The organism is Fibrobacter sp. UWT3 (assembly GCF_900230125.1).
GTDB lineage: Bacteria > Fibrobacterota > Fibrobacteria > Fibrobacterales > Fibrobacteraceae > Fibrobacter.
Window position 1 is genome coordinate 169,100 of record NZ_OCSS01000002.1, and the last position, 22,040, is coordinate 191,139.

Genomic DNA, 22,040 nt, shown 5'->3' on the forward strand with positions numbered 1-22,040 from the left:
TAGATTAAAAAATTTTGCAAACAGCACTACACCTTTTTCTTCATGCGTTCTAGAACACTTTTTAAGAATTCATCTTTAATAACACTTGTTTTGCGATTTCTTACCTGATCAAGGTCGTACGAATCAAAAACATATCTAAAAGCATCAATGAAAGTTGAGTCTGTTATTTTAAAGGGGGTATTTTTTCTTCCTTCTTTTTGTATTGCAATTTTCTGGCCATCATATTCAATCACCTCATTTACTACAAACCATAAAATTGGCTCTTTCTTACTCTTCAAATGTCCGTCCTTATCAAGATGTACTTGCAAACACAAATCTCCCTCTTTAATGCTGGAGCCCACATCATTATAATTTTTCAGTGAAACAACCTGTTGCTCAATTTGTTCACGATCCTCTTTGCCATAATTATGGTGATAATATAAGAGTTTGGATTTGTAGTTTTTTTAATAGTGGGTTCATGAACGACCATATTCATTACCGGTTAAGTTAAAATATATCCTTTTTTCTTGTTAAGTGGTATACCCTTGTGGTCTAGGCAGCCTGTTTTGACAGCCTATATTCCACCGGTGTCATGTAACCGAGCGAACTATGGAGCCGTTTCCGGTTGTAGAACAGCTCGATGTACCTGAAAACGGCCTCCCGCACGTCTTCGATGTCCTTGAAGTCACGCCTGTAGGCCATCTCCTTCTTGAAGCTAGCGAAGAAGCTTTCCATGCAGGCGTTGTCGTAGGGGCAGCCCGGTGCGCTCATCGAGGGCGTTATCCCGTTCTCCGAGAGCATCGTGCGGTAACCCATGCTACTGTACTGCACGCCGCGGTCGGAATGGAAGATTAGTCCGTCGTGATGGCCGCGTTGCATGATGGCATTGGACAACGCGCGCTTGACAAGTTCCGTGTCGATGTTCTTGCTCACGGCATAACCCACCGCCTCCTTGTTGCATAGGTCAAGTACCACGGCAAGGTACACCCAGCCAAGCGTAGTCTTGACGTAGGTGATGTCGCCGGCCCAGACGGCGTTCAGACTGTCGGGATCGAACTTCCGCTGCACCAGGTTCTCGCTGTACATGGAGTCACATTTGCCCTTGCGGTAGGGTTTCCATTTCTTGAGCGTGACCGGATAGAGACCGTTCTCGCGCATGATGCGGCGCAGTTTCCACACCTTTACCTCGTCACCCTTGTCATGGAGTGCCGCCTGCATCTTCGGGCAACCGTACACGCGGTGGTTTTCTTCGAAGGTGTCGCGGACCTTCTGGACAAGCCGTTCTTCGCGGGCCTTCTTCTCGGCACGTTTTTCCTGCTGGCGCGACCACTGGTAGTAGGAACACTGCGGTATTCCTAGGGCTCTGCACATCTTCCTGACTGAGTATTTCTTGCGGTTCACGTGTATCGCCTCGCATTTCAGTCGTGTGGTCGCATAAAGATGTGCAGGGATTTTTTTAGGATCTCTACCGTCTCCTTCTCGTCCGCAAGCTCCTTTTCACGCTTCTTCAGGAGTTTTTCCAGTTCCCTGTTCTTGGCGGCGAGTTCCTCGACGGACACCTTGCGGATTCGCCGTTCCTCGCGGTAGCTCGGCAGGTTGTGTTCCTTGCGGTACTCGTTTACCCACCGACCGACTGTATTGGGCCCGATTCCGAGTTCCTTGGCTATTTGGTTTGCTGACTTTTCGCCTTTCAGGACCAGCTTGATGACCTGTTCCCTTGTCTCGGAGCTATAGTTGATTTTTGCCATTGTTTTACCTTTTGGGGGTTGCGCAATGAATATAGTAGCTTATGCTACCCTCTTATTAAACTCCTGCATGGTCCAGTTTTATTGGTTCCCTATACTCATCATTCATGTAGGCTTCAAAATTTCTCTTATTTTTTTTGTAACCAAAGCCTTGACCGGGAGCAATTGGCACCCTTGATTTCTTTTGAAGTTCATTTAATTGCCGTTTACTAAACTTAGAAAGGCCATCTAATTCAAAATCCTTTATAACATCGTCTATATTGAATTTTTCATCTCTGATATATACCGCAAATTCCAATAGGCCATTTTCACCAAGAGCGTTATCTGATAAATTTGCGGAACCAATAATTACGCCACGCCCTTCCGCCCAATATATTTTAGCATGCAATTTTTCTTTGAAATATACATTTGCCCCCTTCTCATTTAATGCAACTATTCCATCCGGATTTGTCGCATGGGGCAAAGGCCAGCAGTATATTTCCAAATTATCACGTCTTGGAATATATTCAGCAGCATTACCACCAACAAAGCCGACAATGGCAACTTTTCGTTCATCTGTTTCAAAGAGCCATTCTAACTTATCTTTAATACTTTTTGAATCGGTTAAATATTGGATTCCTTTTTTTATTAATGGTTTTGTCATCTTCATTTCTTTTACTCCTCATTAAAAATGAATTTCACAATTCTGTTTGCGACTTTAGTAGTCGCCATTTCAATATCTTTTTTCTCCCACTTTTTACTTGGATAATCAGCTAAAGACAGAGCTATACCAAATTTGCTGTCCTTATAACCAGTTTTTTCCTTAACGGAGGTTCTCTTTTTTGTTTCAAACCATTCCTTACCAATAGATTTGTTGATATTCTCTTCCAGAAGGATCTTATTTCCAAGAAGATTAACAATATCGTCAAATTCGTCTTTAGACTCAATGCCAGCATCCTTTCGAATAGCCTCCAGATTGTGGCCGCTAGCAGGCATAATATGTTCAACATTCACATTATCGGTGAAATCAAATGGAATACCCTTTGATTTTGCATAAAGATATTCGTTTAAGAATACAAGAATGTTCTTGTCATATTCCATTAACTCTTGTAAAATATTTTCCTTCTTCCAAGTATCTGCAATATGTTTGTTAAAATTATTGATAATTTCTTCTACAGAAATATTCGAATCAACAAGTTTTACATTTTCTCCAAACAGGAATGTTTTAAAGTCGGTACTAGAATATCCAGCCTCAACAAGTTCCAATATAGAGAACAAACGAATTAGAGTTTCGCAAACACCTATCAAATATTCTTCGGGAATACTAATCAAATACAGCATATCGCCATTCTTTTCGTCAATGGCCTTTTGCATTTCAACTCTGTATAAGTACGAAATCAAATACAATTTAGCATTCTCATTAAATTTCAGAAGTAATTTGACAACCGGGTAATCCTTCACAGCATCCCAAATTTTAGCGATTTTCATAAAGTTTTCGCACAATTCTATGGGATTGTCCAACAAATCTTTTTTATATCGGTATAGTAATTTCTTAAACCAGGAGTAGTTACATCTGGTTTATCTGTTTTCATATAATCTTTATCTGCGGCTCGGCGAATATACATGTATTGCTGTAATACAGAATTTATGTCAATGATATTCCGATTATTCAAATCATTCGTCAGAACATTAATTTTTTCCCAAAGTTTATTGAATATTTCTTTCTTTTCACCAGCATTAGAATACAACTTTGCCGAAATAATGTCTGCATCAGAAAGAGGCAATCCTGTTGAATTCAAGGAATTAAACATCGTAATAGCCTGCTCAAACGAAGATGCCCCAAAGTTAGTTGAAATTTCTGCAACCAAAAAGAAAAAGGTGGTCTCCAACTTGTAAATTTGAAGATGCCCCAAAGTTAGTTGAAATTTCTGCAACCAAAAAGAAAAAGGTGGTCTCCAACTTGTAAATTTGGTTCAGCAAAAAAACACCAAGCAAGAGGATAACCACCATGATGAAAAGTACAAAAAGAACCCCCAAACTGTCAATCGTCCGCCGCGAAGAAATCGACATTTCGACCAGTGTCGGGGTGGTTCTGGCCGACCTTGCCGAACAGGGGAAAAGCTGCCTTGACGCGCTGTCGAGGGAGATGGGCGCAAGGCTCGTGGAGGCGATACTCCTGGCCGAAAGGGAACAGCTCGGCGGTGCAGCATACCACCCCAGGAAGGGCTTCAAGAAGTGGTCCAGCCAGGGTGGTTCCGTGTACATCGCGGGTGGCAAGGCGAAGGTGCGCGTACCCAGGCTCAGGGACGAAAACGGCGAGGTCAAATCGCGTATCTACGCCCGTCTGAAAGACCCCGACGCGTTCTCCGAGCACCTGCTGCACGCATGCCTCTCAGGCCTGTCCGGGAGGCGTTACGAGGATGTGTTCTCGACTGCCGGGGAGGCGTTCGGCGTAAGCAAGTCGTCGGTGTCGCGCAAGGTCGTTGCCGCATGCACAAGGAAACTGAAGGAACTGAACGAGCGCAGGCTGGAGGACTTCGAGGCGGTTGCCGTCTTCATGGACGCAATGCATCGCTGCGGCGAGGTCGTGATGGCCGCCATAGGCGTTGACGCGGAAGGCTACAAGCGCGTGCTTGGCCTCTGGCAGGGCAGTTCGGAAAACACCGAAATGTGCCGTTCGTTCCTTTCCGACATGGAGAGCAGGGGCCTCGCCCTGCACCCCGACATCATCTTCGTGACCGACGGCGGGACGGGCCTCAACCGCGCCCTCAAGGACCGCTTCGGCAAGGACCTCAAGCACCAGCGCTGCGTGATCCACAAGAGGCGCAACGTCGAGTCCCATCTGCCCGAGATGTACCGGGCCGAGTTCGACAGGCGCTACAACAACGCCATCGGGATGGTGGGCTACGAGGACGCGAGAAGGGAACTTCTCAAGGTCCACGAGTGGCTCGAAGGCATAAACACGAGTGCCGCCAAATCGCTTTCCGAGGGCGGCGAGAGGCTGCTTACGGTCCACCGGCTGGGCATCCCCGCGCTCCTGCGCAAGTCGCTCATAACGACCAACATAATCGAGTCCACCTTCAACGGTCTCGACGCCATCGAGAAGAACGTGAAGCGCTACAGGGACATTGGAATGTTCAAACGCTGGATGGCCGCTGAGGTCCTCCACCGCGAAAAGAACTGGAGACGGTTGGACGGCTATGCGGAAATCCCCGAACTTGTCGAAAAACTTCGGGAAAAGAGCATGAAATTACTTGACAATGAAGCGCTAATAGCCTAGATTTACACCAGTTGGAGACCTGGATTTTCAACTAAAAAAGGGACAAATTCTGTAAATTTGGTTCAGCAAAAAAACACCAAGCAAGAGGATAACCACCATGATGAAAAGTACAAAAAGAACCCCCAAACTGTCAATCGTCCGCCGCGAAGAAATCGACATTTCGACCAGTGTCGGGGTGGTTCTGGCCGACCTTGCCGAACAGGGGAAAAGCTGCCTTGACGCGCTGTCGAGGGAGATGGGCGCAAGGCTCGTGGAGGCGATACTCCTGGCCGAAAGGGAACAGCTCGGCGGTGCAGCATACCACCCCAGGAAGGGCTTCAAGAAGTGGTCCAGCCAGGGTGGTTCCGTGTACATCGCGGGTGGCAAGGCGAAGGTGCGCGTACCCAGGCTCAGGGACGAAAACGGCGAGGTCAAATCGCGTATCTACGCCCGTCTGAAAGACCCCGACGCGTTCTCCGAGCACCTGCTGCACGCATGCCTCTCAGGCCTGTCCGGGAGGCGTTACGAGGATGTGTTCTCGACTGCCGGGGAGGCGTTCGGCGTAAGCAAGTCGTCGGTGTCGCGCAAGGTCGTTGCCGCATGCACAAGGAAACTGAAGGAACTGAACGAGCGCAGGCTGGAGGACTTCGAGGCGGTTGCCGTCTTCATGGACGCAATGCATCGCTGCGGCGAGGTCGTGATGGCCGCCATAGGCGTTGACGCGGAAGGCTACAAGCGCGTGCTTGGCCTCTGGCAGGGCAGTTCGGAAAACACCGAAATGTGCCGTTCGTTCCTTTCCGACATGGAGAGCAGGGGCCTCGCCCTGCACCCCGACATCATCTTCGTGACCGACGGCGGGACGGGCCTCAACCGCGCCCTCAAGGACCGCTTCGGCAAGGACCTCAAGCACCAGCGCTGCGTGATCCACAAGAGGCGCAACGTCGAGTCCCATCTGCCCGAGATGTACCGGGCCGAGTTCGACAGGCGCTACAACAACGCCATCGGGATGGTGGGCTACGAGGACGCGAGAAGGGAACTTCTCAAGGTCCACGAGTGGCTCGAAGGCATAAACACGAGTGCCGCCAAATCGCTTTCCGAGGGCGGCGAGAGGCTGCTTACGGTCCACCGGCTGGGCATCCCCGCGCTCCTGCGCAAGTCGCTCATAACGACCAACATAATCGAGTCCACCTTCAACGGTCTCGACGCCATCGAGAAGAACGTGAAGCGCTACAGGGACATTGGAATGTTCAAACGCTGGATGGCCGCTGAGGTCCTCCACCGCGAAAAGAACTGGAGACGGTTGGACGGCTATGCGGAAATCCCCGAACTTGTCGAAAAACTTCGGGAAAAGAGCATGAAATTACTTGACAATGAAGCGCTAATAGCCTAGATTTACACCAGTTGGAGACCTGGATTTTCAACTAAAAAAGGGACAAATTCTGCTCAAACTGCCAACTTCTAATTTCGATTACCTGACATTTTTTCAAAAATATTTTCGCAAAGGTATTAAGTCTTGATTCGGAATAATCAGAAAGTTTTTCGTAAAAGAATTTGAAATTCTTAAAGAAACTCGTGTACTTGTTGTCTTTTTTCTTTTTATATAATGTTGTAACAGAATTTGCAGCCTCGTCATAATCTTTTGCAGCAAGAATATTGTGCAAATCACTTTTATATGGTTCATTTATAGACTTGTTCTCGAGAAAAACATAATCTTTAACTAATTCCCAGTTTTTCAATATTTTATTTCTATCATCAGATTCTTCAGCTTTATAAAGAATCGCAATAACTTTATTTCGATACTCCTTTAAACTTTCCTCCAGATCTTCCGAAGATTCGTCACGCTTAAAAACTTTCAACACTTCCTGCAAACGAATAAGCAGAGCCTTCAAAAGAATCAAAAAAGTCGTCGTCCTCTGTTGTCCGTCAATCAGACTATACTGGTTATCATTAGAGCAATCTACAATGACTGTCCCAAAAAAATATGGCTCATTCGCATCTGAATTAGTAAAATTCTCAACATCTTGCCATAATTTATCGCACTGGGTTAGCGTCCATGAATAGCCACGTTGATATTCAGGAATGACAAATTTATCATCCTTTCCCAGCGTGAGATATTCACTTATCAGTTTCAGTTTCGGTTCAATTTCTTTTGCCATAAAGCAAGCCTCTTTTTTTACGTTTTTTAATTTTAACACCTAATACCTGCGGCATCCTTTATCATAAGATCTCCGCTATTTAATGCCTCGATTTTCTGTTCAATAACTAATGCAGATAGCACATCTTCCACAAGACTAATTCTCGCATCAATATTCATTGAAGATAATAATTTATTTATTCTTTCTACAATATAATCTGGATTTGTAGGTTTTTTAATAGTGGGTTCATGAACGACCATATTCATTACCGGTTAAGTTAAAATATATCCTTTTTTCTTGTTAAGTGGTATACCCTTGTGGTCTAGGCAGCCTGTTTTGACAGCCTATATTCCACCGGTGTCATGTAACCGAGCGAACTATGGAGCCGTTTCCGGTTGTAGAACAGCTCGATGTACCTGAAAACGGCCTCCCGCACGTCTTCGATGTCCTTGAAGTCACGCCTGTAGGCCATCTCCTTCTTGAAGCTAGCGAAGAAGCTTTCCATGCAGGCGTTGTCGTAGGGGCAGCCCGGTGCGCTCATCGAGGGCGTTATCCCGTTCTCCGAGAGCATCGTGCGGTAACCCATGCTACTGTACTGCACGCCGCGGTCGGAATGGAAGATTAGTCCGTCGTGATGGCCGCGTTGCATGATGGCATTGGACAACGCGCGCTTGACAAGTTCCGTGTCGATGTTCTTGCTTACGGCGTAGCCCACCGCCTCCTTGTTACACAGGTCCAACACCACGGCAAGGTACACCCAGCCAAGCGTAGTCTTGACGTAGGTGATGTCGCCGGCCCAGACGGCGTTCAGGCTGTCGGGATCGAACTTACGCTGCACCAGGTTCTCGCTGTACATGGCGTCGCATTTGCCCTTGCGGTAGGGTTTCCACTTCCTGAGTGTGACTGGATAGAGCCCGTTCTCGCGCATGATGCGGCGCAGTTTCCACACCTTTACCTCGACACCCTTGTCTTGGAGTGCCGCCAGCATCTTCGGGCAACCGTACACGCGGTGGTTTTCTTCGAAGGTGTCGCGGACCTTCTGGACAAGCCGTTCTTCACGGGCCTTGCGTTCGGCCCTTGCCGTTTCCTGTTTTGACCACTGGTAGTAGGAACACTGCGGTATTCCTAGAGCTCTGCACATCTTCCTGACTGAGTATTTCTTGCGGTTCACGTGTATCGCCTCGCATTTCAGTCGTGTGGTCGCATAAAGATGTGCAGGGATTTTTTTAGGATCTCTACCGTCTCCTTCTCGTCCGCGAGTTCCTTTTCGCGTTTCTTCAGGAGCTTCTCCAGTTCCCTGTTCTTGGCGGCGAGTTCCTCGACGGACACCTTGCGGATGCGCCGTTCCTCGCGATAGCTCGGCAGGTTGTGTTCCTTGCGGTACTCGTTTACCCACCTACCGACCGTATTTGGCCCTATTCCGAGTTCCTTGGCTATCTGATTTGCGGACTTTTCGCCTTTCAGGACCAGTTTGATGACTTGTTCCCTTGTCTCGGAGTTGTAGTTGACTTTTGCCATTGTTTTACCTTTTTGGGGTTGCGCAATGAATATAGTAGCTTATGCTACCCTCTTATTAAACTCCTGCATAGTCCAAAAATGGTGCAGCGGTCTTCGCCAATCTGGTGGCTGAGCGCCATGAGCAAGGTTCCGGTGCCTGCACTGGGGTCGTAACATTCTACGTTGTGCAGGTCGGCGTTGTCGCCCACCAAGAGACGCGCCATGATTTTCGCGATGGCCTTAGGCGTATAATATTCAGCATACTTGCCTCCGCCTGCGGTGTTATAATCCTTGAGCAGGTATTCAAAGATGTCCGAGAAAAAGTCGTAATGTTCGGCGAAGGCGTCTTCAAAACTGAAGTTCACCAGTTTATCGACAAGGGCTCGGGCGAAGTTTGCACGCTGGGCATCGTCGGTCACAAAGATGGTCAACTTTTCGAAGATGGGGATTTTCGTTTCTTGCGCGGTCTTGGTGTAGAACACGTCCAGGTTGTCCCTGGCGATGGCGACCATGGTCTCGTCGAAGATGGCGTCAAAATCACCCTTGGCCTGCTTGTTCCAGAGGTTTGCAATCAAGTAGTCGGGCTTGAATACCGGGACTTCGGGCGGCAAGAAGAGGCTCACCCTTTCGCGGTCGGCCTTGGAGAGCTTGGCGTATTCCTCTTCCCACTTGTCGGATTTTTTGAGGGCCTTCAGGCAAGGGTCGTTGATTTTCTTGAGTTCGTAGCCGAACTTGTCGGCCATAAACTTGTACAAGAACACCTGGGTGATAATCTTGTATTCGTTGCCGTCGTTGCCCATGCCATACGTTTGGCAAGTGGCCTTGAGAGAGTCGATAAGGGCAATGGTCTTGTCTTTGATGTTCATGGTATTATTTACCATCCTTTATAATCCAGTGGCCGCCCTTCTGGCTGCCAACATACTCAATTAAGCCGTGTTCCTTAAGAATCGCGAAATGTTTCTTCACGGCCCTTGAAGTAAGGCCAATAATTTTGCCGATTTCTGTAGAAGACGCACTGGGATTCTTTTTTAATTCCTTAAATGTTTTCACAGCCCCTTCGGATAGTGTTTCGGGGAGTTCTGGGGAACTTTTTGGGTGAACTTTTTCGGGGAACTTTCGGGGAACTTTCGGGGAACTTTTGGGGAACTTTTTGCGTCTGCGAATTACAACGGTAAAGAAGTCTTCATCCGCAGAATATTCGACATCGGCCAAGCCATTTTCCTTGCAGAGTTCCCTGACTCGCTTTACTCCAGTCCCCCATTTTTCAACGATTCCCATCTTCAAGAAAATATCGGCAATCAATTCGTTTCGGATGCTCGAAATTCCCGACAGCATCTTTTCCAAGGTCAAACCACCATAAAGGCCTCCCGGATTCGTAATTTCGATACGATCGTCAAAAATGCAAACCTGAATATTCGAATGAGCCAGATAATTTCTGTGCATCACAGCATTTACGATGAGTTCACGAATTACTTCAGTGGGAATTTCCGGAACATCTTTCCGATACAGGCCCTTAATTTCGGCACCGATATTTATATGCTGCAAAATAAAGTTGTAGGCGTTATCGATTTGTTCGTTAAGTGGACCGTCAAATTCCTTGCGGTCGAGAAAATATACTTTGTCAGTTCCCTTGAAAAGTCCGCACTGGATACGGGCAAAATGCAGGTCGTTTTCAGCCAACAGCCTAAAGGCAATAGAGGGAAGTAATTTACCACTTTCCTCTTTAAGGAGTCCCCATCCAAGCATGTTTTCAAGCCGGACAGAGCGTTTATGGCTATACTGCTCGATGACTTTGCAAAGATTTTTTATAGCCTGTTCACTCGCGGGGGCATGCCTTTCGAAAAGCTTGTCGTATGATTTCCCTTCGCCTAAAAGAACCAGTTCCCTTATTTTCTCCCGTTCCGCTTTTCTTGTGGTGGCGGCTACGCGGATATATACACCATCAAGGCTACCTTCGGCTTTAAGGCAATACGGCTGGTTTTGACCGGGCAGAACATCTGCAATTACAATGGTCTTGTCATCAATGGTTTCAAACGTGATACGCGGATTAACCTGCGGATAAATTGCATCGCTAATCATGTTCGCAAGGCCGTCCATAAACTTAAAAACTTTGCTGGCTTCAATTCCAACAATGTCAAGCGTTCTGTTGTCAACACCAAATACAATCCTACCGCCCCTGCCGTTAGAAAAGTCGACAATAGTTTTCAAAAGCTTCGAGTCTTTTGAAGGCATCTCTCTTTTGAATTCAAGGGTATCGGATTCCCCCTGCTTGATTTCATCTATCGTCATCTTTTAATTTCCGTAGTAGGCGTTATACTGGTTAATATACTGCTTGGCGATGCGCTGCTGGATAAACAGGTAATCGGGCATTTCGGGCTTGATTTGCGGGAAATGCGCGAGCCCGTCTGCGATTTCTTTCATCACGGTCTTGCCGAAGTAAGCGTCCTGTTTGAGGATGTCGTTGCGGTCAAAAACTTTCGCGTCAATCGTCCCCTTGATGGTCAAAAGAGCCTGCACAATTTCTTCGTCGAACTTCGAGATAATCGGTGCCTGATGCTTGGGTTCGCGCGCCTTATTCTCTTCGCGAATGCGTTTGTGAACGTAGGCGAATTTCGTGTCGCCGTTGTACTTGCGCAAAAGGGCTTCGTTTGCCTTGCGGAGTTCTTCGAGGCGTTTCAGGATGTCGTTCATCGCCTGGTTCTGCTCGTTATAAACGGCAAGGTTTTCCGGGGTAAAGCCGTGCTTGTCAAAGATGCGCTTGAACTCCTGTTCCAATTCAACAAACACAGGGTCTTCGTGGTCGAAGTTATCCAGAAATCCGCGGAGTGCGCGCTTATATTTTTCTCGCAGTTCCGTGCCGTTATCGATAATTTTCAGTTCTTCAGTGCCAATGCAGCTAAAGTTGAACTCAATGTTCATCATGGCTTCGTTCACGGCAAACTGAGTCGCTTCGCTATTGGTCCACGCCTCTTTCTGGTTAATCATCGCAATGCGGTGGTTCACTTCCGAAAGCATGAGCGGCAACTTTTCGATGTTCAGCTTTTCAAAGTCCTTTTTAAGGGCCTCGTCACCGAAAGTACGCACAAGGTTCATCGCGTCCTTGGCGAGTTCCAAGGCCTTGCGCAGTTCTATCAAAACCTTCTTGTCTTCAAGGCTAGAAATCTCTGTAGAGAAAACTTCCGCATTGTCGGTGGTATAACTGAACAAAGCCTGACGTGCCACCTTCATGTGGTTGATAAGGGCATCCTTGTCTTCCATGACTTGATTGTACATGTCGGGCAAGTTATCGTCCGGGTCAGTATCGGCATCGTTGTAGCGGTTCAGTTCCTGCAAATACGCGGCATTGGTCTCGTCAAAATTCTTCTTGATGTCGGCAAAGTCAATCAAGAACCCGCGTTTCATATTCTTGTACGGGCGATTCACGCGTGTAATTGCCTGCAACAAATTATGATCTTCGATTTTGCGACCGAAATACAAACGCTTAAGACGCGGTGCATCGAATCCCGTCAGCAACATGTTGAAGACAATCAGAATATCAATCGTGTAGTTCTTCTTGAAATCGTTGATAATCTGCTTGCGGGTTTCTTTGTCGTCGCTATCGAAAAGAATCAGGCCCGCTTTCAAGTTGATTTTCTGGATGCGGTTTTCATTGAGTTCGTCCTGAATCTCGTTGAAGAACTTGTACAAGTTTCGAGCCTGTTCCGAAGATTCAGCAATAATCATGCCGCCAAGGTCGTTATCGCCCTGCATGGCACGGAACTTCGCCAAATCGTTGATGATGTAGCGGAGCAACGCCTTAACGTATGTGGGGTGCCGAATAATCATGTCCTTCGAGACAGAACCCTTCTCCACCAGTTTCTGCACGCTTTCGTAAGCATCGTTCAGTTTTTTGCGGTAACTTGTTTCGATATCTTCGCGGATAATCTTTAACGTATAGCCGTCTTGAATGGAACGGTCGTAATAATACGTGTGGAAGTAATCGCCAAAGACCTTGCAGCTCGCCTTTTCGCTCCCGATGAGCGGTGTGCCGGTAAGTGCAATCTTGATGGAGTTCTTGTCGGCATTGAAGAGGTTCGAAAGGAAACATCCGCCCGGTTTGTAGCCGCGATGCGCTTCGTCCATAATGAACACGCGTTGCAAATTCGTGGCGTAATTCGGGATTTCCACTTTCTCGGTGTCATTTTCAAACTTCTGGATGTTCACCACGGTAATTTCATCGACACCGGCGTTGCCCTGCAAGGCCTGCTGTGTGCGGAACTGTTCCATGAGTTCCGTGCGGGAATTCGCCGTAGTCACCTTGAGGCCACGATTGCTCAATTCTTCGGTCGCCTGCTCCAGCAAATCCAGGCGGTCCACAATAAAGTAGAATTTCGCGACTTTGTTCTGCTTGGCGTAATAGTCCTTGAGGACTTTGCTCAAGTGGAAAGAAAGCGCCGTCTTGCCCGAACCCTGCGTATGCCATACAATGCCGGACGTCGCACCCGCTGCCAGTTTTTCACGGATAATCATGGCCGCAAAAAATTGCTGGTAACGCATGATGTGCTTTTCGTGGCGGCTCTTGATTTGGCCATCCTTCTCTTTTTCGACATGCAAGTAAGCGATGCCGTACTTAAGCAAAAAGAGCAAACGCTCCGGGCTCACCATAGAAGTAAGCACGCGGTTCGTGGGTGTGTTGATATCGAGATTCGTCTTGTATTCCGGATTCTCTTTCAATACCGGAACATTGAAATCCATCAGGACTCTCTTTTCGAGATCCGCAGGAATTGGTAGATAAGGATAATTGGCGTGGAACGGCGCGATTGCCGCACGCTTTGGGTTCTCTTCCCTAAAGCAATTGAAACGCGCTTCGTTTTTCGCAGCCGTGCAATAGAACACGCCTTCAATCGGGACAACGCCACCCTTGGCATCGTACTCCATATTGTTGGAGAAAATCATCAACTGCGTGATATTGATAAAGCGACGGAACTTTTTCTTCGGAAAACGCTCATCGTTCATCCGCTTGCTTTCGGCGACCATGCCGCCCACATTATTCGGCTTCTTGACCTCGATAAAAATAAGCGGAAGCCCGTTGATGAACAACGTAATGTCTGGGCGGAAACTTTCATCGCCATTCTTGCAAGTGAATTCAGCCGTGCAATGGTATGTGTTATTTTCCGGGTGTTCGAAATCAATCAAGCGAAGCGGAGAATAGCTGGTCAAGCGCTTGTAGAACTGCTGGCCCAAATCGTCGTCATCCAGTTCCTTTTGAATGTCCGAAAGCACGCTCTGTGCAGAAACAGTCGCAGCCGGATTCAGCTTCTTGAACTGTTCCGCAAAAATATCTACAAGGATGTTCGTCTCTGGGTCGTAGGGAATCGCCGGCGTTGCGCCAGACTCTGAAATTTTTCCCAAATACGTATAGCCAATGCGAGCCAAATGCTGAATCGCAGTCAGTTGAACGCGCGTCGCTTCCGTAAAAAGACCTGGCATAAAAACAATATCGCTTGTGTGTATAAAACGCTCTTCGAGAATATAAGTTTTTATGCTGTCAGTAAAGTGTCATCGTGAAAAAAATATTGACTTTCGACGCATTTGAAAAAAAAGTCAATCTTACCTCTTGACAAATAGTGCACAAAAGTGTAGTTTTAGATAGTCTTTGAAAAACATCTGCGTTTATAAAGCTTGTACGCAGAAAGGAGCACAAAATGTACAGCACCGCCAATGGCACCGTTACCGACGCCGAAGCCGCCGAAATCGATTCCCTCAACAACGAAATCTGGAAAAACTTTTGGAGCATCCCCCGCGAAAAACGCACCAAAGCAGATTGGGAAAAGCTGCTCGACATCCAAATATTGGTGAAAAAGGGGTGAAAATAGAGCTTTTGCGCTCTATTTTATAAATAAATATATTGACAATTAAATAAATATATTGTATTTTAATCTATGAAGTTTAAAGAAATCTGCGATTACGCAAAGAAAAGAGGTTGGACCCCACAACCTATGAATTACGCAGCGAAAATTGAGAAAGACAAGGACATGGGCTTCGTGGTTTCGTTCCCCGATCTGCCCAACGTGAATGCGTTCGGCGACACGCAGGAGGAGGCCCTCAGGCAGGCGAAGGATGCCCTCGACGGCGCGATGGAATGCGACCTGGATCTCGGCAACACGATGATTCTCCCCAAGACAATGCCCGATTCCGACAAGGGGCTCTACCCGGTCGAGCTTTCCCCGCGAATCGAGATTGCATACAAACTATTCGAAGCGCGCAGGGGACAAAAGAAGAGCGATGTGGCGCGTCGCGCAAACATCACCCCGCAAGCGTACCAGCGTTTCGAGACACCGAAGGGTTCGCCTTCCGTCGAAACGCTTTACAAGCTGGCGCACGCCCTAGGCAAACAACTCATAGTCGAGTTCGTGTAATTACGGCATCTGAAACATCATCCCTATTGCACTCTGCAGAGAGATTATTTATATTTATCTCGATAATTCGACAATCCTCGTGACAGTCGGCATAGGCCTCTGGCCCGTACGTGCATCCGCGACGAGGCGCATCAACCTTCTTGTCGATGTTGTTGGATAGCTGGCAGGAACACGACCTGCTTCTCGCCTACAAATTTACTGTATATGAAGAACTTTTACCTCTTGTACCAATCTTTCGTTGAATTTACTCCCCAAGTTGGGGAGCAATTGTATCAAGTACCCTGGGGACACCACAAACTTCTAATAGACAAATTTAAGCAGGTCCCGCAAAAAGCCCTTTTCTTCGTCCAACAAACTGTAGAAAAAGGCTGGAGCCGCTCAACACTCCTGAATATGCTTTCGACCGACCTGTACGAAAGGCATGGGAAGGCTTTGACCAATTTTCAGAGGACTCTCCCTGCCGAAACAAGCGAATTGGCACAGGAACTGACGAAGGATCCCTATGATTTCGCCTTCACGGGCATCACGGGGCGGCACAACGAAAAACTGTTGAAAGATAAATTGCTTGACAACATCACGAAATTTCTTGTTGAACTGGGAACGGGTTTTGCTTATGTCGGCAGGGAATTGAGTCAAGCACACAGCCAATCAGTATTTCAGAATACGAACTAGAACGCTTCTACCCCGAAAAGATTGAAGGGACTATCCCCACCATTGAAGAACTCGAAATGAACCTGACTTCGGGGTTTTAGGGGGCAACTTGCCCCGTCCCCTTGACATTCCCCCGCAAATAAGCGATATTAAAAGTATGCAGAACAGAATCGATTATAGAGGATTGAATGTCACCGTGTTCAACGACACGGCGGAACGTTGCCGCACAAATGCGCGGCTCCGCGAATCCATCGCGCAGTCAAGGCGGGCGCAGAAATTCACGGGCGAACGCGAGGGCGTCGCTGTCGAGAGCCGAAATGTCTATGCGGAGCGGGCCAAGGTCGTCGTTTCGCAGAAGCGCACGTTCGAGGCGGCGCAGGCGTATGCGGGCACCAGGGTCGCAGTACTCAACTTCGCATCGGCATCGAACCCGGGCGGAGGTGTCACGACGGGGGCGGGCGCACAGGAAGAATGCCTCTGCAGGTGTTCCACCCTGTACAGCTGCCTCACCGACCAAAAGATGTGGGAACTCTTCTACGAGCCGCATCGCCGCAACAGAACCGCGTTGCATACCGACGACTGCATCTATACGCCGGGAGTGACCGTGTTCAAGACCGATGTCTCGGCCCCCGAACTGCTGGGCGAAACGGACTGGTACAGCGTGGATGTCATCACGTGCGCGGCACCGAACCTGCGCTATGGAGATGTCAGCATTACGGACGAGGCGCTCAAGCAGCTACACATCAAGCGGCTCCGCCGCATCCTGGATATCGCTATTTTGAACAAAGTAGAAAATATCGTGCTGGGCGCGTTCGGCTGCGGGGCGTTCATGAACAACCCGAAGGTCGTGGCGGCCGCCACCGCCGAGGTCATCAAGGATTACCTTTTCGCCTTCGAGACTATCGAGTTCGCGGTATTCTGCCGCCCCGGATTTGAGCAGAACTACAGGGAATTCCGCAATTATCTTGGGTCGGAATAGCCGACCCTATAACAGCGCCCCTACCTCATCTGCGTTCATGACGCAACGAAGGTTGTACAGGTTATCCTTTCTTGAATTCGGGAAATCATCCACCCAAATTGACCCTCCCCAGAAAGTCACCGCACTTGCGATAGTGCAAGTAAAGGGATCGTTGTCTTCTTCAACGAGCCAGAAACCGCTTCGATCCCCAATCAAATGCATGTTGAAGCCATTGGAAAGGCCGTCAGCACCGTAAGCTTCACAATAGTTATCACGGCTTCCGTCTTCTTTTAACATATCCTCCTGAACCACCGAAGAACAGAAATACTCGCTTTCGTATCCATGTTCCAGAAGTCTGCGCAAACTTTTTTCCAATGCCAAAGCTTCTTTTGCGGAAGGCACATGCCACCCGGGCGGACAAAGCCCCTGGAATCCTGTCGTATCTCTGATGGCCAGCCACTTGCGATCGTAGTCGTGTCCTTTACCCATCGCTTCGGACCAGGTATAAAGGCATTCATCCCCAATCCCTTTTTCACAGAGGGTGTCTTCGGGCGAATACTTCATGTTCTCCGCCATCCAAATCTGATCTCCGAATTTAATGACTTTATATGTACTAGAATCGCGCGGATCGATAATGGTCGAATCCTCGTTGATTATAGTAGAGAGCACTACAGACGAACTGCTTTCTGGCACAGTCTCGCTAGACGTGATTTCTTCTGAAGAAGAACTTGGCAATGGTTCTTCTTTTGCGCCCGATGACGAATCGTCCCCGCACGCAATCAGGGTAACGGCCAAAATGGAGCAAGCGGCAAATAAAGGATAAAATTTCATCTGTAACTCCCTATGTTAAAGCGTTTAGTATTTTAAATATACATTCTTGTCGGGGACAAAGTCTACGCCATACTCAATCGGCACCTTTCCAAGGAAACGCCCCTGCAAATCGAAAGCCTTCACCGAGCGAGACTTGAGGTCACGAGAATTGCGGACAACTTTCCTGAAAAGCGATGTCGTGCTACTCGAGCTCATCCCGTATTCGAAAGCGCCGAGGTCAGGCGCTTCGCCCACAAACGGGAATCCCAAATCTTCGCCCTTGTCGATGGCGCGACTCCCCTTCTTGAGTTTCAAGAAGCCCACGTCGGGCAGGCTTCCGTCGGCGTTGCGCGGGCCCAGGATTCCCGGAATCGTGGAAAGGTCTTCGCCGGTGACGGTCATGCTCGGGTCGTCAAGACTTTCAAAATCGTCGACCGTCAAGTCGAGATTCAGGTTCCATGTGTTGTTCTCGCCGGCGGGGCATTCCACATAACGGTCGATGTTCTGGCTCGGTATATACTCCCAGCACTCCCCGACTTGCGAATTCTTGTTCGGGAAGGCAATGTTGTTCTTGAGCACGTGCGCGTTGTCGCCGGTGAGGGGCGCTACCTCGGCAATGCGGTTCCCTTCGGAATCAAAGAGTGTCGATGCCATGGAGAATTCGCGGTCCTTGTTCATGTACGACGTATTGTTGAGCCACTTGCTGCCGGCACCGGTGTAGTTCGCGTAGAAGCCCGTGGACTTGTTTTTCCAGGCGGCGCAGAACTTGATGGTATGCCGCCCGCCACCGAGGGTGCTCTCGCCCATCTTGATGCCATGCCCGTTGCCGTTCTTCGGGTTACCTAGCCCGTAATCGCTGTAGCCGTTCCCCATGGCGTAGCAGTTTTCCAGCACCACGGGGAATTCCTGGTTGATGAAGTCGAAACCGTCGTCGCTGTTCCACCAGGCGCGGCACCCGATGAACTTGGTGGTATCGCCCTCGCCGGGTTTCTGGTAATGCGCGCCGAAGCCGTCGGCATTTTCGCCGTCGCCCTGCCATCCGGTGGGGTCGTAGTTGTCGTGCGCGTCGCAGTTCAAGAAGATGTGTCCGCCGCCATCTGGCGCGCCGTCGTTCGCGAAGAATCCGGGGCCCGCGTTGTGGTGGCTGTCAATCTGCTCCAAAAAGATGTGCTTGCTCGCGTAAAGGAAAACGCCGGAATTCGAGTTGTGTTTCATGGGCGTATTGCGGACCTCAAAGCCCTTCAAATGCAGGTACTTTGCCGATATCACAATCGGCGAGGTGTACATCGCTCCCTCGGGAGTGCCGTCGCTGTGTTCCCCGCCAGCAGCCACGGGCAAGTTCGCGCCGTCAAAAATCGGACGCTCGCCCGGATAGGCCAGGTAATGGATGCGGTTGTTGTCGCTCTCGCCACTTGCCGTGAGGAGAATTGCCGCAGTCATCTTGTACCGCGCGAAAAAGACGGTGTCGCGCAGGTCATAGATGCCGCCGCGAACCCACACGGTATCACCCGCGTGCACCACGGTATTCGCCTTGTTGAGCGTCGCGAAGGGCTTGTCCTTTGTGCCCGCGCTGGCATCGTTGCCATCGGGTGCCACGTAATACACGGCACCGAAGGATTGCAGCGCCGCGAATGCAAGCGAGAATGCAAATACTCTACTGTTCCATTTTTTCAGGCGCATGTCCGACTCCGCGAATTGTCCTAATCCACAAAAAAAAGCACGGGCAAAGCCCGTACTCATGAATATACACTAATTTTCGGCAACCCGGTACAGCGCCGCAAAAGAAATGGTAAAATTACTTGAGAATGGCCTCGATTTCGGCGCGGCTCAGGTAGGCCCGCTCGTTCAGGGCCTCTGCAATCTTGCAGAGTGGCTTCTGGCAGGCCATCAGGATGTTGTAATCCTGCTCGACCACGTTCGTCTCGGCCAGCTGAAAATAGTAGCACGCCGCCTGGAACTTCTGGTAATCCGGATCGCTCTTGTAGAGTTCCATGGGCAGTTCCTTCATGACGGTATCGAGGTCGCACTTGAATTCCTTGCGCATCAGGAATTCCGCGATATGGCCCGCCATCGCGATATGCGCGTCGCCCTCGAGTTCCGTACCCGCGATATGCGTGGTGCCCGGCTGCTCCCTGGAATTGTTCATCTTCACGTAATCCAGCGGGCGCTTGAATAAAAACGCGACAAGCGCGTGGCCCGCCTCGTGATTGCAGAACTTCTTGAATTCTTCTTCCCCGAAAAACTGCACCAGCGATTCACGCGTCAAGACTTGTTCCGGCATTGCGAAACTCCTTTTTAGCCGGATAAAATATATGAAAAACTCTACACTTTTTCTACGGCATTCCCACAAGTTCCTTCAATCCTTTCACGATACCCTTCTCGGTTTCGCCGTCGTTGGGGAGGCGCAACCTGAGCACAAATTCTCGTACCAGGTAATCCACGAAGCGTGCATCGGGAATCCCTTCGGAGCCGGGATTCTCGAGTTCCGCATAGTCGCTGTATACCGTTTGCGCTGCAGGAGAATTTTCGGCCTTCTCGTACTCCCCTGCAAAGAAATCCTTGTACGTTTCTAAGGTATACTCCGGGAATGTATCGGCAAAGCGGTCAACACATATATGGGCCATGAGTTCAAAGGTCACATCCAGGAATTCCCCCTTGGTCTCGTAGAACTCGTCATCGAAAAAATAGCCTTCGTTCTTTTCGCCTTCGGAAGAATACATATAGCAAAGCCCGTTCAGACGGTTACGGTAAAATACGGCTTCGTATTTCACGTTGCCATCGAGATCGGTAAGAACGCTTCTATTATTCACATACTCGATATAGCCGTCAACAGTTCCGTCTTCCGCGTAACTTTCGTACTTGCCATCTACAGCCATTCCTTTGCTGTACTGGATTCTCGACTGGACCGTACCGTTTTCGTTATAGTTCACTTCTTCGCCGTCAGGAAGTTCATAATTCATGTCGCATTCGGAGCGGAGTATGCCCTCATCATAATCCAGAGACTTTCCGCCACAGTACTGGTCATCCACGTACAACGATTTCCTGTACACAGTTCCATCCGGATTGTAGAGCCGCTCGTAACCCTGGCGCATCCCGTTTGCATATTCGGTTTCGCTCACGAGAACCCCCGACCTGTCGAACTGGCGGAGCTTTCCATACCGTCGGCCCCTCCAGTAGAATTCCTCCCGGCGGAGGCTCCCGTCCGGATTGTATTGCTTCTGGATGCCGACACTCTCGTGATTCACGCGGGCGCCTTCGTACATAATACGTCCATCGCGATGGAACGCACGACAATACCCGTTCCTCCACTTCTCGGTATTCCTCAGATTCCCCAACTCGTCGTAAACGGGAATGTCGGAATCCACGACCATCCCATCAACATACTCGGTCACCTTCATCAATCGACCATTCTCGTAATAGCCGTATTCCTTGCCCGTGACAAGACCCCTGCGATATTCGCAGCGCCACTGGACCGCTCCGCTCTCGTAGTAAATTCGGGATTCGCCCTCCAGCAGCCCGTTGCAGAAGTTGTCCTCGCTCCGATGCGCACCACTCCTGTAGAATAGAACGCTCTTGCCGTGATTCACACCGTTCACGGTTTCCGTCTCTTCGAGCAGTTCCCCTTCGGGGTAGTATCTCCTGAACAATTCGACCTTTTCCATATTCCCTCACCGCATTGTGGTTCAACCATAAATATACATTATATTTATGCCATAAAATGACAGAAATAATATTCTTTCGTTCCTGCCTACCTAAAAAATTATTGCATAGATAAACAGGAACGCTAAGAATATCCCTGTAAGGCAGCCGCCGCACATGGCTATTTCCCGTTGCAGTTGCCGCGCTTTGCGTAGTCGGCGTCGACCTTTGCCTTCCACTGGCGGGCGTTCTTGCGGTTGTTACGGATGTCGCTCATCAGGCAGCATTCCGCCTCGTACATGACTCCGATTCCGGATTTGTCGTTCACGAAGTTTGCGGCGCGATCCTCGTCGATGCCGAAGTTCCTTGCGGTCTCGATGGCGTCGATGTTTGCGCCGAGGAAGATGAATTCCCAGCCGTACTTCTGCTTCTGGCGTTCAATCATCTGCTTCACGCGTTCGGCGGTGTACTTGCGGCTCGAATTCTCGTAGCCATCGGTGGTGATGACGAAGATGGTCTTTTCGGGGCGGTCTTCGTCGCGGGCGTACTTGTGCACGTTGCCGATGTGGTGAATTGCCCCGCCGATGGCATCGAGGAGTGCGGTGCAGCCACGGGCGTAGTATTCCTTTTCGGTGAGCGGCGCAATGTTTGCAAGCGGGGTGCGGTCGTGGAGCACTTCCATTTCGGTGTCGAAGAGGACGGTAGAGACATACGCCTCGCCCGTCTCCTGTTTCTGCTTGTCGATGGTGCTGTTGAAGCCCCCGATAGTATCCTTTTCAAGCCCGCTCATGGAACCGCTGCGGTCCAGGATAAATACGATTTCGGTGAGTCCCTGTTTCATGATTGCCTCCGTGCCGCTATTCGTGCGGCTTAGGTAGTGGTCACTGGCTTGGCGCGTCCGCACCTTCGCGTTTGCGACCGGTTAACGATGGCAATAATAGATGTTACAGGAGGCGATTTGGTCGCCTGGCAGGCGACATTTTAAATTGT

At 49.2% G+C, this 22,040-nt stretch carries 22 protein-coding genes and 2 pseudogenes; 6 read left to right on the forward strand and 18 right to left on the reverse strand.

The features are described from left to right. Positions 1 to 26: 26 nt before the first annotated feature. From CRO08_RS08360 to CRO08_RS08385, 6 genes are all read right to left on the reverse strand, one after another. Positions 27 to 278 carry a hypothetical protein gene (locus CRO08_RS08360; RefSeq protein WP_176495105.1) on the reverse strand — a complete coding sequence of 84 codons (252 nt, stop codon included), beginning with the start codon at positions 276 to 278 and terminating at the stop codon, positions 27 to 29. A 253-nt stretch (positions 279 to 531) separates the two neighbouring features. After that, on the reverse strand, positions 532 to 1,380 hold the full coding sequence (locus CRO08_RS08365; RefSeq protein ID WP_176495013.1) for an IS3 family transposase: 849 nt from the start codon (positions 1,378 to 1,380) through the stop codon (positions 532 to 534). Positions 1,381 to 1,397: 17 nt separating this feature from the next. Next, entirely contained in the window at positions 1,398 to 1,727 is a 330-nt protein-coding gene (locus tag CRO08_RS08370; protein WP_097034692.1) for a transposase, read from the reverse strand. A 55-nt stretch (positions 1,728 to 1,782) separates the two neighbouring features. Continuing rightward, positions 1,783 to 2,373 (reverse strand): phospholipase D family protein, encoded by a 591-nt coding sequence (locus CRO08_RS08375; RefSeq protein ID WP_217990579.1) that lies wholly within the window; start codon positions 2,371 to 2,373, stop codon positions 1,783 to 1,785. Positions 2,374 to 2,378: 5 nt separating this feature from the next. After that, positions 2,379 to 3,191: an HNH endonuclease family protein gene (locus CRO08_RS08380; protein ID WP_141398289.1), complete on the reverse strand. Its 813-nt coding sequence runs from the start codon at positions 3,189 to 3,191 to the stop codon at positions 2,379 to 2,381. Between the two features lie 17 nt (positions 3,192 to 3,208). Beyond that, complete coding sequence (locus CRO08_RS08385) at positions 3,209 to 3,571, reverse strand: hypothetical protein (protein WP_141398290.1); 363 nt, start codon at positions 3,569 to 3,571, stop codon at positions 3,209 to 3,211. Positions 3,572 to 3,711: 140 nt separating this feature from the next. Here CRO08_RS08385 and CRO08_RS08390 point away from each other — a divergent pair, with 140 nt between their 5' ends. Together CRO08_RS08390 and CRO08_RS08395 are read left to right on the forward strand one after the other, a co-directional pair. Beyond that, complete coding sequence (locus CRO08_RS08390; RefSeq protein WP_097034567.1) at positions 3,712 to 4,983, forward strand: IS256 family transposase; 1,272 nt, start codon at positions 3,712 to 3,714, stop codon at positions 4,981 to 4,983. A gap of 97 nt (positions 4,984 to 5,080) precedes the next feature. Continuing rightward, positions 5,081 to 6,352 (forward strand): IS256 family transposase, encoded by a 1,272-nt coding sequence (locus CRO08_RS08395; RefSeq protein WP_097034567.1) that lies wholly within the window; start codon positions 5,081 to 5,083, stop codon positions 6,350 to 6,352. A 31-nt stretch (positions 6,353 to 6,383) separates the two neighbouring features. Here CRO08_RS08395 and CRO08_RS08400 read toward each other — a convergent pair whose 3' ends face one another. From CRO08_RS08400 to CRO08_RS08425, 7 genes and pseudogenes are all read right to left on the reverse strand, one after another. Beyond that, entirely contained in the window at positions 6,384 to 7,118 is a 735-nt protein-coding gene (locus CRO08_RS08400; RefSeq protein WP_097035876.1) for a DUF262 domain-containing protein, read from the reverse strand. Between the two features lie 32 nt (positions 7,119 to 7,150). After that, positions 7,151 to 7,363, reverse strand: coding sequence for a hypothetical protein (locus CRO08_RS16715; RefSeq protein WP_141398291.1), 213 nt, complete (start codon positions 7,361 to 7,363; stop codon positions 7,151 to 7,153). Between the two features lie 56 nt (positions 7,364 to 7,419). Next, positions 7,420 to 8,268 (reverse strand): IS3 family transposase, encoded by an 849-nt coding sequence (locus tag CRO08_RS08405; RefSeq protein WP_176495106.1) that lies wholly within the window; start codon positions 8,266 to 8,268, stop codon positions 7,420 to 7,422. 17 nt (positions 8,269 to 8,285) lie between these two features. Continuing rightward, the gene (locus CRO08_RS08410) at positions 8,286 to 8,615 is read right to left on the reverse strand and encodes a transposase (RefSeq protein WP_073321178.1); all 330 of its coding nucleotides are present in this window, start codon (positions 8,613 to 8,615) and stop codon (positions 8,286 to 8,288) included. Between the two features lie 74 nt (positions 8,616 to 8,689). Next, positions 8,690 to 9,460 (reverse strand): annotated as a pseudogene (locus CRO08_RS08415) (N-6 DNA methylase); the annotation flags it as partial. A 4-nt stretch (positions 9,461 to 9,464) separates the two neighbouring features. Beyond that, the gene (locus CRO08_RS08420; protein WP_097035878.1) at positions 9,465 to 10,883 is read right to left on the reverse strand and encodes a helix-turn-helix domain-containing protein; all 1,419 of its coding nucleotides are present in this window, start codon (positions 10,881 to 10,883) and stop codon (positions 9,465 to 9,467) included. A 3-nt stretch (positions 10,884 to 10,886) separates the two neighbouring features. Beyond that, positions 10,887 to 14,063 carry a type I restriction endonuclease subunit R gene (locus CRO08_RS08425; protein ID WP_097035879.1) on the reverse strand — a complete coding sequence of 1,059 codons (3,177 nt, stop codon included), beginning with the start codon at positions 14,061 to 14,063 and terminating at the stop codon, positions 10,887 to 10,889. Positions 14,064 to 14,278: 215 nt separating this feature from the next. On the opposite strand from CRO08_RS08425, the gene CRO08_RS17005 reads away from it, so the two are divergent. From CRO08_RS17005 to CRO08_RS08440, 4 genes and pseudogenes are all read left to right on the forward strand, one after another. Then, complete coding sequence (locus tag CRO08_RS17005) at positions 14,279 to 14,443, forward strand: hypothetical protein (protein ID WP_173381350.1); 165 nt, start codon at positions 14,279 to 14,281, stop codon at positions 14,441 to 14,443. Positions 14,444 to 14,572: 129 nt separating this feature from the next. After that, positions 14,573 to 14,992, forward strand: coding sequence for a type II toxin-antitoxin system HicB family antitoxin (locus CRO08_RS08430; RefSeq protein ID WP_176495107.1), 420 nt, complete (start codon positions 14,573 to 14,575; stop codon positions 14,990 to 14,992). Positions 14,993 to 15,175: 183 nt separating this feature from the next. Then, positions 15,176 to 15,744 (forward strand): annotated as a pseudogene (locus CRO08_RS08435) (PDDEXK nuclease domain-containing protein); the annotation flags it as partial. 56 nt (positions 15,745 to 15,800) lie between these two features. Beyond that, positions 15,801 to 16,622, forward strand: coding sequence for a TIGR02452 family protein (locus CRO08_RS08440; protein ID WP_097035881.1), 822 nt, complete (start codon positions 15,801 to 15,803; stop codon positions 16,620 to 16,622). 6 nt (positions 16,623 to 16,628) lie between these two features. On the opposite strand, the gene CRO08_RS08445 is transcribed toward CRO08_RS08440, so the two are convergent. From CRO08_RS08445 to CRO08_RS08465, 5 genes are all read right to left on the reverse strand, one after another. Further along, positions 16,629 to 17,432, reverse strand: coding sequence for an FISUMP domain-containing protein (locus tag CRO08_RS08445; RefSeq protein ID WP_097035882.1), 804 nt, complete (start codon positions 17,430 to 17,432; stop codon positions 16,629 to 16,631). Positions 17,433 to 17,456: 24 nt separating this feature from the next. After that, positions 17,457 to 19,091, reverse strand: coding sequence for a right-handed parallel beta-helix repeat-containing protein (locus CRO08_RS08450; protein WP_097035883.1), 1,635 nt, complete (start codon positions 19,089 to 19,091; stop codon positions 17,457 to 17,459). A gap of 115 nt (positions 19,092 to 19,206) precedes the next feature. Further along, entirely contained in the window at positions 19,207 to 19,692 is a 486-nt protein-coding gene (locus tag CRO08_RS08455) for a hypothetical protein (RefSeq protein WP_097035884.1), read from the reverse strand. A gap of 52 nt (positions 19,693 to 19,744) precedes the next feature. After that, the gene (locus CRO08_RS08460) at positions 19,745 to 21,073 is read right to left on the reverse strand and encodes a toxin-antitoxin system YwqK family antitoxin (protein WP_097035885.1); all 1,329 of its coding nucleotides are present in this window, start codon (positions 21,071 to 21,073) and stop codon (positions 19,745 to 19,747) included. 158 nt (positions 21,074 to 21,231) lie between these two features. Next, positions 21,232 to 21,891 (reverse strand): vWA domain-containing protein, encoded by a 660-nt coding sequence (locus CRO08_RS08465; RefSeq protein WP_097036318.1) that lies wholly within the window; start codon positions 21,889 to 21,891, stop codon positions 21,232 to 21,234. Positions 21,892 to 22,040: the final 149 nt, after the last annotated feature.